9 protein-coding genes and 1 pseudogene are annotated in these 13200 nt (G+C 62.0%); 2 read left to right on the plus strand and 8 right to left on the minus strand.

Features of this window, described 5'->3' with window-relative positions; translation table 11 throughout:
* Window positions 1–22 precede the first annotated feature (22 nt).
* The 5 genes and pseudogenes from ACTG2B_RS04305 to torC all read right to left on the minus strand — a co-directional run bounded on the left by ACTG2B_RS04305 (window position 23) and on the right by torC (window position 7450).
* Entirely contained in the window at window positions 23–2467 is a 2445-nt protein-coding gene (locus ACTG2B_RS04305; protein WP_047438153.1) for a sensor domain-containing protein, read from the minus strand.
* A gap of 153 nt (window positions 2468–2620) precedes the next feature.
* Window positions 2621–2989, minus strand: a complete 369-nt coding sequence (locus ACTG2B_RS04310) for a hypothetical protein (protein WP_042080620.1) — start codon at window positions 2987–2989, stop codon at window positions 2621–2623.
* A 7-nt stretch (window positions 2990–2996) separates the two neighbouring features.
* Window positions 2997–3664, minus strand: a pseudogene (gene torD / locus ACTG2B_RS04315) (molecular chaperone TorD).
* Between the two features lie 99 nt (window positions 3665–3763).
* On the minus strand, window positions 3764–6256 hold the full coding sequence (torA, locus tag ACTG2B_RS04320; protein ID WP_439995259.1) for a trimethylamine-N-oxide reductase TorA: 2493 nt from the start codon (window positions 6254–6256) through the stop codon (window positions 3764–3766).
* 27 nt (window positions 6257–6283) lie between these two features.
* On the minus strand, window positions 6284–7450 hold the full coding sequence (gene torC / locus ACTG2B_RS04325; protein WP_439995260.1) for a pentaheme c-type cytochrome TorC: 1167 nt from the start codon (window positions 7448–7450) through the stop codon (window positions 6284–6286).
* Window positions 7451–7595: 145 nt separating this feature from the next.
* Between torC and torR the strand changes: the two genes are divergently transcribed.
* A complete protein-coding gene (gene torR, locus ACTG2B_RS04330; protein WP_043822859.1) occupies window positions 7596–8309 on the plus strand; it encodes a two-component system response regulator TorR in 714 nt (237 codons plus the stop codon).
* A gap of 36 nt (window positions 8310–8345) precedes the next feature.
* On the opposite strand, the gene ACTG2B_RS04335 is transcribed toward torR, so the two are convergent.
* Together ACTG2B_RS04335 and torT are read right to left on the minus strand one after the other, a co-directional pair.
* Window positions 8346–8750, minus strand: coding sequence for a GFA family protein (locus ACTG2B_RS04335; protein WP_139732875.1), 405 nt, complete (start codon window positions 8748–8750; stop codon window positions 8346–8348).
* Between the two features lie 37 nt (window positions 8751–8787).
* Window positions 8788–9834 carry a TMAO reductase system periplasmic protein TorT gene (gene torT, locus ACTG2B_RS04340; protein WP_439995261.1) on the minus strand — a complete coding sequence of 349 codons (1047 nt, stop codon included), beginning with the start codon at window positions 9832–9834 and terminating at the stop codon, window positions 8788–8790.
* Window positions 9835–9904: 70 nt separating this feature from the next.
* On the opposite strand from torT, the gene torS reads away from it, so the two are divergent.
* Window positions 9905–12730, plus strand: a complete 2826-nt coding sequence (gene torS, locus ACTG2B_RS04345) for a TMAO reductase system sensor histidine kinase/response regulator TorS (protein WP_439995262.1) — start codon at window positions 9905–9907, stop codon at window positions 12728–12730.
* 50 nt (window positions 12731–12780) lie between these two features.
* Here the strand turns inward: torS and ACTG2B_RS04350 are convergent, their stop codons facing one another.
* Complete coding sequence (locus tag ACTG2B_RS04350; RefSeq protein WP_100646668.1) at window positions 12781–13065, minus strand: hypothetical protein; 285 nt, start codon at window positions 13063–13065, stop codon at window positions 12781–12783.
* Window positions 13066–13200: the final 135 nt, after the last annotated feature.

Genomic DNA, 13200 nt, shown 5'->3' on the forward strand with positions numbered 1-13200 from the left:
TGGTGATGATGATTGCCTGCCGCTATGAGACGTAGCGTTGATGCAGGCGATCTCCCATATGTTCTACATGCAGTGGTTTGCTGAACAGATAGCCCTGTCCTTCACCGCAGTTGAGTGATTGCAAGAAGGCGTGTTGTGCCTTGGTTTCAATCCCTTCGGCGGTGACCTCCATATCCAGGCTGTCGGCCAGATTGATGATGGTGCGGCAGAGCTCCCGACTGTTCTTGTCTTCCGGTAATGCCTGCACAAACGCCCGGTCGATCTTGATGCGATCGATCGGCAGGGTCTTGAGCAGACTCAGTGACGAGAAGCCGGTACCAAAGTCATCGATGGCAATCTGCACGCCGAGATTTTTCAGGCGGGTAAAGAGATCCAGACTCTGTTCGACCCGCTGGATGATGCTCTCCGTCACCTCGATCTCCAGCCGTTCTGGCGGAAATCCTGTCTCGGCCAGAATAGCGGCGACCCGTTCAACGTAGCCCGGGGAGCGCATCTCCCGCACCGACACATTGACCGACAAGCGGGGCACCGGCAGGCCGGCGGCCAGCCAGTTTTGTCCCTGCTCGCAGGCGTTGCGCATCACCCACTCCCCAATTTTCTCGATCAGGCCGCACTCCTCCGCCACCGGAATAAAACGGGTCGGCGCTATCATCCCCTCATTGGGATGCTGCCAGCGCAGCAGGGCTTCCAGTCCACTCAGGTGGCCGTTGGCCAGATTGGTCATGGGTTGATAGAAGATGCAGAGCTGTTCGAGCTCAAGGGCCTTGAGCAGACCCTGCTCAATCTGCATCCGCTCGCGGGCTCGAGCCGCCATGCAGGGGGTATAGAACTGGAATCCATTGCGCCCCTGACTTTTCGCCTCGTACATGGCGCTGTCGGCGGCGCTGACCAGGGTTTCCGGGCTGTCTGCATGATCCGGATAGATGGCGATACCGATACTTGCCGAGATTGCCACCAGCTCATGGGCCAGCTCAACCGGTTCACGCAACACGGTCAGCAGGGTATTGGCGAGGGTTGCCAGCTCGTCAGGCTCCTCCAGATAGGGGATCAGCACCAGAAACTCGTCTCCCCCGAGGCGGGTCGCCAGATCGTTGTGCTGCAGGCAGCCGCGGATCCGCTCTGCCAGCCGCTTGAGCAGCTCATCGCCAACTCCGTGGCCCAGGCTGTCGTTGATCAGCTTGAAGCCATCCAGATCGATAAAGAGCAGCCCCAACCGTTTGCGATTGAGCTGCGCGGTTTTCAGCTCAAGGGCTAGCCGCTCCTGCAACAGATGACGATTGCCCAGCTCGGTCAGGGGATCGTGATAGGCAAGGTGATTCAGTTCGGCCTCCACCTTGCGAATGGCGCTGATGTCGGATAGGGCGATCACATAGTGAGTAGTGTTGTTGAAGTTGTCATAGACAGCGCTGATCTGCTGCCAGGAGGAGAAGTAGCTGCCATCCTTGCGCAGACAAACCATCTCGCCATGCCAGGCGTTGTTGCCGGGGCGCAGGTGATACCAGGGATAGTCGAGGTCGGTGTAGCGCCTGGGATGCATGATGATATCCGGGGTGCGGCCTATCACCTCCTCGGCATTGTATTGGGTCAGCATGGTGAAGGCCGGGTTGACCGACAGAATATGGTGTTCGCTGTCGAGGATGATGATCCCCTCGGCCGTGGTATCGAATACCACGTTGGCCTGATGGAGCCGCTCCTCCTGACGGCGGCGGGCGGTGGCATTGTGAATGACCCCCATGACCCGGTGGCCGACCGACTCGGTGGCGGGGACATGGTCGGCATGAATATCGACCCAGTGGCGCTCGTTGAGCGCGGTGAGGTAGCTCAGGGTGAGATGGATGGGGTCATGACTTTGCAGGGCGGCCTTGAGCTGGCTGCCAGATTCCGGTTCAAAACAGTCGACGAACGCTTGCAGCCCGCCGTGGAACTGGTTGGCCTCGATGCCCAGCAGCGGCTCAATCTGGCCGTCGAACAGTAATCTGTCCTCCGCCACGTGCCACTCCCACACCCCGATTTGGGCCGCTCGCATTGCCAGTTGCAGCCGTTGTTCGGTTTCGTACTGCTCGGTGATGTCCCGCACGATGGCGAGGATGCCGTTCAGCTCCCCTTTCTCATCACGCATCGGGCTGTAGGTGGCCTGAAAGCGGCGTGAGCTGCTGTCGTACGCCGCGGTTTGGCCCGTGATGGCGATATCCACGTAGGGCATGCCGCTTCGCATGATCTGCTGAAACATAGGCTCCAGGGTCGGTGCCAGCTTGGGAACCACCTCTCTGAGGTGCTTGCCCTGATGCTCCTCGATGCTTTTGCCATTGATGTCGGCCAGCACCTGATTGACTTTACGGTAGCGAAATTCGCAGTCAAAGACGCCGATGCCCAGAGGGGCATTATCCATCAGCTGTTCCAGGACGGTGTGATCTGACAGCTGGGTCAACATTGCCTCGGTGTCGGCGTTGAAAAGCTTCCCATCCATGATGACCTCGGCATTGATTGTTTTATCACTTGCATCAGTTGTCAGTATGGCACGAACTGTTTGGCCGGGAGTCAAGCGGAGTTATCTGGTTGTTTTGACGGCAAGAATAGGCAGAAAAACCTGATAAAAAGGATGGAAAAAGGGGGCGAGTGGTTATCCCTTCTGGCGACCAAACGCCTGAATACCGCGCACAAATACCAGCCAGCCGAGCAGGTGGAACGGGAGGGCGAGTAGGTAGAGCAGCAGGAAGTGCGACTCGCTGCCACTGCTGTTGATGAAGTCGATCCATGCGGCCAGCAGCGCCAGCATGCCGGCGATCTGGAAGCGGCGGCGCAACACCACCTCGACGCCGAGATTGGCAAGGTAGAGGGTGAGCAGGATGCCGGCAAAGCCGGTGAGCTGGGCGGTGCCGTAGAGCTCGCGATCAGGGTTGAACAGCAGCGCGATCAGGGGAGTAATGCCCTGATCCAGCGGGATCAGGGCCAGCAGCCAGCATGCAATCAGAAGCAGGGCTGTCTTCATCGCGGCCTCAGTCGGCGGACGGTGCCGGTTTGACCAGAGAGAGGTAGTTGGCATCCATCTGGAGGAAGACCCCCAGCAGACGGGCACTGGCGCCGTAGAAACCAAACCGGTCGGTGGCGCGACAGGCGCTTTCAAACTTGTCAAACCAGCCCAGCAGGTGACCGTGCAGAAGTGCTTCCTGCTCGTCGAGCCAGCGTTCCCGCTCGGCCGCGCTCTTGGCTTCCGCCCCACGATGATGAGATTGCCCATCAGATCCAGTTCGATGGCCAGATGGTCGGCAGGCTCTTTGTATTTATCGCTGACATTGATGCCGAGGCGATCTAGGCGGGCCTGCATCTCGGCCATCGGGGCCTGCATCAGCAGCTTGGCATCGCCACGATAGAGCGATTCGTAGGGCAGGGCGCCCTGTTTGGGATCCACCAGAAACAGGCCGGCGAAGTCGGCGGCCAGTTCCAGCTGGCGATCCGGGCGCACCAGCAGGCGGGCGATGGCATCGTTGAGCTCGGCCACGGCTTCGCGCATCGGATCCAGGGTGGAGAGGCTTTTCAGGAAGCTTCGCACATCATAGGTGTCATATTCGGCGATCTGCTCATCACTGAGTTCGGCGGCGAACAGGGTGGAGAACCACCAGTAGAGTTCGGCCCGGCGTTCGCTGGTAGCCATAAATTCCTGCATTTTTCCTCCGTGGATGGCAATCGGGAGCCTTGATGGCTCCCGATTCTAACGACTTTAAAAATAAAGGAAACTCAAGGGGGCGCTTTCGTCCCCCCGGGGTCAGAGTGCCGGGAACATGGGGTCGATGCCCTTGGCCGATTCCGGCGCGCCGAAGGCAGTGACGGCAGGTGCCTGCCCGCGGAACTTCTCGATCTCCACCAGCGCGGTATGGGCCGTGGTGGCCTGCGCCAGGCTGGAGGAGCCGATGTCGGCGGTCAGCACGTTGGGATCGCCGTAGGTACAGAGCGTCCCTACCTTGCCGCCCTCTTGTGGGCCATACCAGGCCCCTTCCTGAATGCGCACCACCCCAGGGGCGTAGTCATCGCTCACCACCAGCCCGGCCAATACCTGACCGCGACTGTTGAACACCCGCACCAGATCGCCGTCCTTGAGGCCACGGGATTTGGCATCCTGCGGATTCATGTAGACAGGCTCGCGCCCCTGCACAGTGTAGGTGGCGCGGTAGTTGTCGGAGGAGCAGAGCTGGCTGTGCAGCCGCTTGTCCGGGTGGCAGGATTGCAGGTGCAGCGGGTACTGTTTGCTGCCCGGCCCGCCGTGAGAGCGCTCGTAGGGCTCAATCCAGACTGGATGGCCAGGGCAATCCCCATAGCCGTAGTCGGCGATGGTCTTGGAGTAGATCTCGATAAGGCCAGACGGGGTACCGAGGGGTTCCAGATCCGGCTCCTGACGGAACGACTCGTGGCGCACCCAGGGTTGGCCTGCCGGGAAGGTGACGAAGCCTTCCCCGTGCCAGAACTGGCTGAAACGGGGCAGACGAATGCCGATGCCGCGACCCTGCAGGCGGGCATCGTCATAGATGCTCTGGATCCACTCCAGCTTGCTCTTGCCACCGGTGAACTCGGCCTCGCGACCGAAGCGACGGCAGAGATCGGCGAAGATGTCATAGTCATCGCGCGCCTCGAACAACGGCTCCACCACCTTGTACATGGCCAGAATGCCCGCGTTGGAGTGGGAGCCCCACTGCTCGATGTCATCGCGCTCGTAGGTGGTGGTGGCGGGCAGCACGATATCGGCGAAGCGGCAGCTGGCGGTCCACTGGTGATCGATGCTGACCACGGTTTCCAGCTTGCGCCAGGCGGCGACCATCTTGTTGCGATCCTGCTGGTGGTGGAACGGGTTGTTGCCGCAGAACACCGCCATCTTCATGTGGGGGTAGGTGATGGTCTGGCCGTTGAAGGCGATCTGCTTGTCCGGATTGAGGATGCAGTCGACGAAACGGGCCACCGGAATGTACTTGGAGTAGCCCTTCCAGTCGCCGTCATGGATCGGCTTGACCCCGGGAATGACCGAGCTGAAACCGGACATGATGGGGCCGCTGGAGGTGATGGTGCCCGCTCCGTTGTAGTGCCAGCCAAAGCCGTAACCGCCCCCCGGCAGGCCGATCTGGCCAATCATCGAGGCCAGAACCACCAGCATCCAGGCGTACTGCTCGCCGTGGTGCATGCGCTGTACACACCAGCCACCGATAAGCTGGGTACGACCACTGCTCATGGCGCGGGCCAGCTCGCGGATGGTCTCGGCTGGTACGCCACAGATGGCGGCGGCCCACTCGGCGTCCTTCACCTGACCATCGCTGGTGCCCAGCAGGTAGGGCAGAAACTTGTCAAAACCGGTGGTGTAGTTCTTCAGGAACGCTTCGTCGTGGCGCTTCTCGCTGTAGAGGGTGTGGGCGATGCCCAGCATCAGCGGCACGTCGGTTTGCGGATTCAGGGTCACCTGATCGCAATTGAGGTACTTCTGGGTCTTGGATTTGACCGGATCGACGCTGATCACCCGGATCTCACCCTTGGCTACCTTCTCTTTCAGTTGTGCCCAGTAGTCGTAGACGCTGTGATCCGGCACCAGCCAGCCCACCTGCAGGTTCTTGATGGGATCCGAGCCCCAGATAATGATGGTTTTGCTGTGCTCCAGCACCAGGGGCCAGGAGGTCTGCTGTTCATACACCTCCATGGCGCCCGCCACGTGGGGCAGGATCACCTGGGCGGCACCGGTGGAGTAGTCACCGGCCTTGGCCAGATAGGTGCCGTGCAGGTTCATGGCACGTCCCAGCATGGCGCCAGCGGAGTGCAGCTTGCCCACCGACTGCCAGCCGGAGTGGCCGGCATAGAGTGCGCTCGGGCCATAGGTCTTCTGCACCCGCTCCAACTCGTGATAGAAGAAGTCCAGCGCCTGGGACCAGGTCACCCGCACGAAGCGGTTCTGGCCACGTTCGCTGGTGTCGGACTGGTGCCCCTTGCGCAGCCAGTCCAGCCGCACCATGGGGTAGCGGATGCGGGAGGGGTTGTAGACCACCTCACTCAAGGCCTTGAGCATGTCGGTGGGGTGCTTGTCGTGCTCGAACGGCAGGGTCTCGACCCAGCGGCCATCGACCACCCGGGCACGGAAGGCGCCCCAGTGGGAGCCGGACTGCACCAGTTTTTCGCCGGACTCGGCGGCCATCACGGCGCGACCGAGCAGGGAGGGTCCGATCAGGGCAGAGGCGCCGCTGGCCAGCAAGCCACCCAGAAAACCACGACGGGAAATATTGATCATCTTGTTATTCCTCTTTCGAATCCGGACTTAGTGGCTGCCCTGACCACCGGTATCGGCGGCATGGTTTTGCAGGTATTTGAGCAGGGTGCGCTCCTCTTCCTTGCTCAGGCGATAGTAGGCAGACATCGCCTTGAGCCCCGAGATCCAGCCGTTGGCAGTGAAGTGAGCGGGATCCGGCGCGCCGTGGCAGGAGTTGCAGGTGGATTTGTACATCTCGCCGGCGTAATCCCAGATCGGCTTAAGTGAAGACTCAAAGCCCTTACCATCGACCCAGGCCTGCACCTGAACCTGCTCCCACTTGATATGGGTGGCGCTGTCGGTCTCCTGTTTGAGCACTTTCTCGCTCGCTTTCAATTCGTCACGGATGGTGGCGACGAAGACCCGCTTGCCCATGTATTCGCTCAGCACCCGGCCCTTGCCATCGCTCTCGCGCCACCCTTCGATGGTCACCTTGAGGCGATCGCCGCTGCGGGCCACTACCTCGATGCGGGAGGCTGGCAGCAGCTTGCCGACCGGGTCGGTGCTCTGTTCGCTGGCGTAGAGATCTTTTTCACCCAGGTTGTAGAGGGTCTCGGCGGCTGGCGCCTCTTGCGCGTCGTTGACCAGGGTGGCGTAAGTGGCCCGGAAGCCGCCCGCCATGTTGGGCAGTTCGTGGGCGATGCCTTTGTGGCACTCGATGCAGTTCATGTTCTTCGCCGCCGCATCTTTCATCGCCAGCGCGGCCGCCGGGGACTGCTTGGCGTGATCCATGTTGTCGTAGCTATGGCAGGACTTGCAGGTCTTGGAGTTCTGGCTGCTCATCCGTGCCCACACCTTCTCGGCCAGATGCAGGCGCCGGTCCTCGAACTTCTCCTGGGTGTCGATGCTGTGGCCTATGTACTCCTGATAGAGGTCGTTGGCCGCCTCCATCTTGCGGGCCACCTTGCCGACAAAATCCTTCGGCTGGTGACAGTCGGTACAGACCGCCTGTACCCCTGAGGCATTCTTGAAGTGGATGGACTCCTTGTACTCCGGATAGACGGTGTCTTTCATGGAGTGGCAGGAGATACAGAATTCGAGGCTGCTGGTTTTCTCAAAGCCGTAGTGCAGGCCGACGGTGCCCGCTAGGGTGACGCCGACGCCCACCAGAAGCAGCGCCAGTACCGACCAGCGGCGGCTGGGGGTGCGCAGGAAGTGCCACAGTTTTTTCATCATGCTCTCTCACATCGCTTTTTTGATGGGAGCCATGATAGGGAGGCGTTGTGAACAGGGCTGCCGCCACAAATTAATGAAATAGGGGTATTTATGACAAAATGTGAATAGAATAATCCTCCCTTGTCGACCATCGTGAACCCTGCCCATGAGCTACCACATTCTGGTTGTTGAAGATGATGCGGTTACCCGCGAGAAGCTGACCGGCTATTTCGAGCGGGAGGGCTATCGGGTGACGGCGGTCGAAAACGGCCAGGAGATGCGCGCCGTGCTGGCGGATCAGACGGTCGATCTGGTGATGCTGGATATCAACCTGCCGGGAGAAGATGGTCTGCTGCTGACCCGTGAACTGCGGGCGCGCAGCACGGTGGGGATCATTCTGGTCACCGGCCGCAGCGATGCGGTGGACCGGATTGTCGGCCTCGAGATGGGGGCCGACGACTATGTCACCAAGCCGTTCGAGCTCAGGGAACTGCTGGTGCGGGTCAAGAATCTGCTGTGGCGGATCTCGCTGGCGGCCGCCGCGCCGAGCGAGCCTGCGGTGGCTGACGATGCGGTGCGCTTCGGCCCCTGGCGTTTTGACATCCCCCGTCGCCAGCTCAGCAAGGACGGAGTGCCGGTGCGCCTGACCAAGGCCGAATATGAAGTGCTGGTGGCCTTTGTCGCCCATGCCGGGCGGGTGCTCAGTCGGGAGCGGATCCTGACCCTCATCAGCCATCGCGGCGATGGCCCGAGCGATCGCACCATAGACGTGTTGATCCGGCGGCTGCGCGGCAAGATGGAAGCGGATCCGCGGGATCCCCAGCTGTTTGTCACCGTCCATGGTGAAGGCTATCTGTTTGCCGGTGAGATAGCCTCCTGACCTCGTTACGGTGGCCTTGACCTGTTTGACCGGGTATCAGACCGGCGGGCGGGTATCAAATTGCGGGCAGTCGTCGCCAATCTGGTGCCAGGGCGCCTTGGAGCCGACAAAGATGTGAAACGCGGGCCGCTGGCTCGGCACGTCGTCCAGTACCCCCAACCGCAGGTTGATCTTGCCGCTGCTGCTCTTCTGGCTGAACAGGCTGGAGCCGCAGTGACGACAGAAGGCCAGGGTGGTCTCTGCCGATTTCCGGTAGCGGCCGATGGCCTCTTCCCCCTTCACTATGGTGACCTTGCTGCCATCCAGTCCGCCGACCGAGGCGTAATCTCCCCCTGAAAACTTGCGGCATTCGCTGCAGTGGCAGTTCCCCATATAGTCGAACTGATCCGGCAGGGTCAGGGCGACGGCGCCGCACAGGCAGCTGGCATGTAACTCTTTCATCTCTTCTCCTTGAGTGTGCTAATCGGATTTGGAACGGCTATTCGACCCGATAGACGGGGCGAAAAGCGCCATCCGAGAGGGAATCTGCGGGGTCGGCCAGCGGTGCAGAGAGCGTCAGAATGGGTGGCCCCATCACCCGCGGGCACTGTTCGGCACTGGCATCAGGGTGTTGCAGCAGGCAGACCGCCTGAGCGACCGCAAGGCGCCCCTGCAGCCGCATCTGATCGCTGTTGGCGGCCAAGATCTTGCCCCGGCGCAGGCCCCGCTGTACCCCGTGGCTGAAGTAGGTGCTCAGCACCTGGGGCCTGTCGAGATGGCGCTGCGCCAGCTCGTTGACCGCCACTTCAGCGGCGATGGCGCCCCCTACCAGATAGTCGAGGTCGGGATAGCGGGCTAGCGTCTGCTGTACCAGTGTGCGCTGGATTTCCCGGCTGTTGTCGCCGCGCTCGGTGGTGACCAGCTTGATGGCGCTCCCCTTGATGGCATCGGCAAAGCCCGGCTCGACGAAGTTGTTGCCGCCACTTGCCTGCGGGCCGGGGAAGAGAGCGACCGAGACCGGCTTGCTGCCGGCGGGGTGACGCTGCGCCAGCCAGTGGCCGATTTGCCAGCCCATCTGGTACCAGGAGACCCCCACCTTCGCCTGCACCAGACCGTTGGGCAGATCGTTGACCAGTCCAAAGAGCGGCAGCGGCGTGACCTTGATGGCCTCGCGCAAGCCCTGATAGCTCACCGCGCCGAGCAAGATGGCATCGCTTCCTTCCTGCACGCAGCGTTGCAACTGCTGGCGCTGCTCGGCGAGGGCGCCGTACCCCCCCGCTTCGTGGATCTGCAACTTGACTCCCAGCCGCTTCGCCTCGTCAACCATGCCCTGATTGACCGAAAGCCAGTAGGCGTCGCGCAGATGGGGGTAGAGGGCACAGATGGTCAGCGGTTTGGTTGCCGCTGCGGGTTCCGGCCACTGCTGGCGCACCGGCTGGCCGCTGAATTCGCCGCCGCGCCAGATATCGACCGCAAAGGCGAGGGCGGCGCGGGGAAGCATTAGTAACCAGATCAGCAACAACGGGGAGAGATAGACGCTTCGCATGGTCAGGGGTTTTGTTAAAGTGTTGGGCCATATTATCCGGTCAAAGCCGACCACAACCAAGGGACTTCCCGTGAGAATCTTTTCCGGCTTGGGTGGCAAGTTGCTGCTGGCCTTCTCCCTGATGGCGTTGCTGACCCTGAGTGCCTCCCTGCTGGGCTGGGTGGGGCTTAGCCATCTGCGCCAGCTGGAGCAAGGGGTGCAGCAGACTCTGGCCGATCAGGAGCTGGCCCGCACGCTCTCTCGCCTCAGCGGCGAGATCCAGAGCGCGTCACGGCTGTTGGCCACCGCAACCAGCGAGCAGGAGCGGGAGCATCAGGGACGCCTGCTCACCCTGCAGGGGCAACAGCTGCAGCAGGTGTTGGCTCAACTCGGCCGTGGGCAGGGTTCAACAAGCCTCGATCAGCTCAGTCAGAGCATTATCGGCAATCTGGGCCAGCAGGGCTGGCTGGTGGGGGAGCGGTTGACCCTGATGACGCAGGGTGAAGCGCAGCGGGCCCGTCTGGTGGCGGCAGCCGGGCAGATCGCCGAGCTGGCGCGCAGCCAGATGGAGAACGCCGAAACCGTGATGGTGGCGGGATTGGGTTCCCTCTACCAACAGCAAGGCGCGCAGGCGACCCGGACGCTGGACCGCCTGCTGGAGCAGGATCTCGACTGGCTGGAGCAGATGACCGAGCTGCGTCATCGTACCCTGATGCAGCAGCAGCGCATCGAGGAGATGTGGCGCAGCGAACGACAGGAACAGTTGCAAACGCTATTGCAAGAGGGGCTGCGGGAGCTGGCTATCTTGCAACTGCGAGCCGGTGCGGTGACCGATCCGGCTCGCCGTCAGGCGGTGGAGCAGGCGCTGACCGTGCTGGCGCAGAGCGACAAGCTGGTACAACTGCGCAGCGACTGGCTCGGCAAGGGGGAGGCGCTGCGGGTGCTGGCCAATGCCAATGAGGCCCTGATGAGCAGCCTCAACCAGCAGGTCGGTGAGCTGGTCAGCCGTGCCCGCGATTCGCTGGGGCAGAGCCAGCAGGCGCTAAGCCAGCGCCTCAGGCTGCTGGAGCAGGCGTTGATGGCCATTGGCCTGCTCACCCTGCTACTGCTGATGCTGCTGATGTGGCGCATGGTCTATGGCCGGATCGTCTGGCCGCTGCAACGGGCGGTGGCGGGGATGAGCCGGTTGGCACGCGGAGATCTGGCTCCCCTTGAGCCGATCGCCAGTACCGGGCGCGATGAGCTGGCGGAGCTGGGGCGGGCCTTGCAGGTGTTTCGTGACAATGCGGTGGAGCTGGGCCGCTATCAGCGCGAGCTGGAGTCGCGGGTCGAGGAGCGCACCGGCCAGCTCAGCCACGCCAACGAGCGGCTCAATGAGGAGGTGGAGAAGCAGCGGCAGGCCCGCGCCGAAGCCGAGCAGGCCAACCGGGCCAAGTCGGTGTTTCTCGCCACCATGAGTCACGAGATCCGCACCCCCATGAACGGCATTCTCGGGGGCCTGACGCTGCTGGAAGATACCCACCTGAGCGAGACCCAGCAGCGCTATCTGGCCGCCATCGAGCACAGCGGCGAATCCCTGCTGGAGATCCTCAACGACATTCTCGACTACTCCAAGATCGAGGCGGGCCATGTGGAGGCGCGCCGCGAACCCTTCCCCCTGTTCCAGCTGGTGGATGAGCTCAGCGCGTTGTTCCGGCCAAAGGCTGCGGCCAAGGGGGTCACCCTGGCGCTGGAATATGCGCCCGGGCTGGCGCCTGTGGTCGAGGGGGATCTGGGCAAGCTGCGCCAGGTGCTCGGCAACTTGCTCGGCAATGCGGTCAAGTTTACCGCCCGTGGCCAGATTACCCTGACGGTGGCGCCTCTTGCCTGCCAAGGCCCTTGCGCCGAGCCCTGCATCCGCTTCGTGGTGCGCGATACCGGCCCCGGCATTCCGGCCGATGAGCAGGAGGCGGTGTTCGAGGCGTTTCGCCAGCGCAAGCGTGATATAGGCCATCAGGGCGGCACCGGGCTGGGACTGGCGATCAGCCGCAAGCTGGTGACTGCCATGGGGGGCGAGCTGAACCTTGTCAGCGAACCGGGCAAGGGGTGTGAATTCAGCTTCAGCCTGCCCTTGCAACGCTCGAGTGCCCAGCTGCCTGCCGAGGCGCAACCGCTGCACCTTGGCCAGTCCCGTGACATCCTGCTGGTGGAGGATAACGAGATCAACCGGCTGGTGGCGCACGGCATGCTGACCCGCCTCGGCCATCGCGTCACCCTGGCGGAGGATGGTCGCAGCGCGCTGGCGCTGGTGACCGAGCGCCCCTTCGAGCTGGCGCTGCTCGATATCAATCTGCCCGATATGGACGGTATGACCCTGCGCGAGGATCTGGCCGCCATCAGCGAGGAGATGCATGAGCGGTCGCTGCCCGCTATCGCCATCTCGGCCCAGATGTATCCGGAGGATATCCGCCACTGCCTTGCCGCCGGCTTCGTCGATTTTGTCGGTAAGCCGGTGCGGCTGGCGGTGCTGGCGAACGCCATCGATCAACTATTTCGGCAAGAGGGCGCCTCTATCGAGCCGCAGGTGCAATTATCTGCAGCCGTGCCCCCAACTAACCAGCCAGAGTGGGCCAATCCGGTGCTGGATGCCGATCTGTCCCTGCTCGGCATGGCGCGGATCCGCCAGCTGGTCGCGCTGTTTGAGTCGCAAGGGCGGGTGTTGGTAGATAAGTTGGCTCAGGATGAGGGAAGTGAGCAACGTCAGCTGGCGCACAAGCTCAAGGGGAGTGCGCTGGCGCTGGGGTTGACCGAATTTGCCAGCCACTGTGCGGCTCTTGAGGCGGGAGGCGGGGAGCCTGCGGCAATCGGGGCGCAATTTGACGCGGCGGTGAGCGGGTTGCAGCAGTGGCTGGCGGCCAACAGGGATGCGCCGTTCTGATCCCTGCTGGCGATGCACAACGTTTAGGGAGGGGGCCAGTTCCTGCGCTGTTATTCTATTTCGCGAAACAGCACCTGCTTGCACTTGGCGCAGACCCATTCCCGGCGAAAATCGGTCAGGTGCACCATGCCAACCTCCAGCAACTCGTGGTGGCCGCAGTGATAACAGAAGATGATGTCGCCATCGACTGATTCAGGGTGGGCCGCCAGATATTCGGCTTTGGTGGGGAGCTGCTCCCACGAGGTGGTGGGGAGATGTTTGCGTTGGCTGGTGTAGTAGACCCAGTAGAACAGAAAAAAGACAGCCAGGATCACGAATGTCAGCAGATGGTCCATCTTGAACTCCTCCGGTTAGGTGCAGCCCCTCGGATGCATGGCTGCAATCAGCTCCATCATCATTAAATTTGTTTCGAATGAATATGTTACAGGATGGATAAAGAGGGCGTTGTGATCCCCTTCGGGTTTTGCCTG

Source organism: Aeromonas sp. 30P (genome assembly GCF_051919805.1).
GTDB lineage: Bacteria > Pseudomonadota > Gammaproteobacteria > Enterobacterales > Aeromonadaceae > Aeromonas > Aeromonas veronii.

What these genes read in the sequence shown, in the direction of transcription:
- ACTG2B_RS04335 (WP_139732875.1), bottom strand. Translation starts at nt 8,750, where the DNA reads ATGAAAGAGTTACATGCCAGCTGCCTGTGCGGCGCCGTCGCCCTGACC.
- ACTG2B_RS04310 (WP_042080620.1), bottom strand. Translation starts at nt 2,989, where the DNA reads ATGAAGACAGCCCTGCTTCTGATTGCATGCTGGCTGCTGGCCCTGATC.
- torT (WP_439995261.1), bottom strand. Translation starts at nt 9,834, where the DNA reads ATGCGAAGCGTCTATCTCTCCCCGTTGTTGCTGATCTGGTTACTAATG.
- torR (WP_043822859.1), top strand. Translation starts at nt 7,596, where the DNA reads ATGAGCTACCACATTCTGGTTGTTGAAGATGATGCGGTTACCCGCGAG.
- ACTG2B_RS04305 (WP_047438153.1), bottom strand. Translation starts at nt 2,467, where the DNA reads ATGGATGGGAAGCTTTTCAACGCCGACACCGAGGCAATGTTGACCCAG.
- torA (WP_439995259.1), bottom strand. Translation starts at nt 6,256, where the DNA reads ATGATCAATATTTCCCGTCGTGGTTTTCTGGGTGGCTTGCTGGCCAGC.
- torC (WP_439995260.1), bottom strand. Translation starts at nt 7,450, where the DNA reads ATGATGAAAAAACTGTGGCACTTCCTGCGCACCCCCAGCCGCCGCTGG.
- ACTG2B_RS04350 (WP_100646668.1), bottom strand. Translation starts at nt 13,065, where the DNA reads ATGGACCATCTGCTGACATTCGTGATCCTGGCTGTCTTTTTTCTGTTC.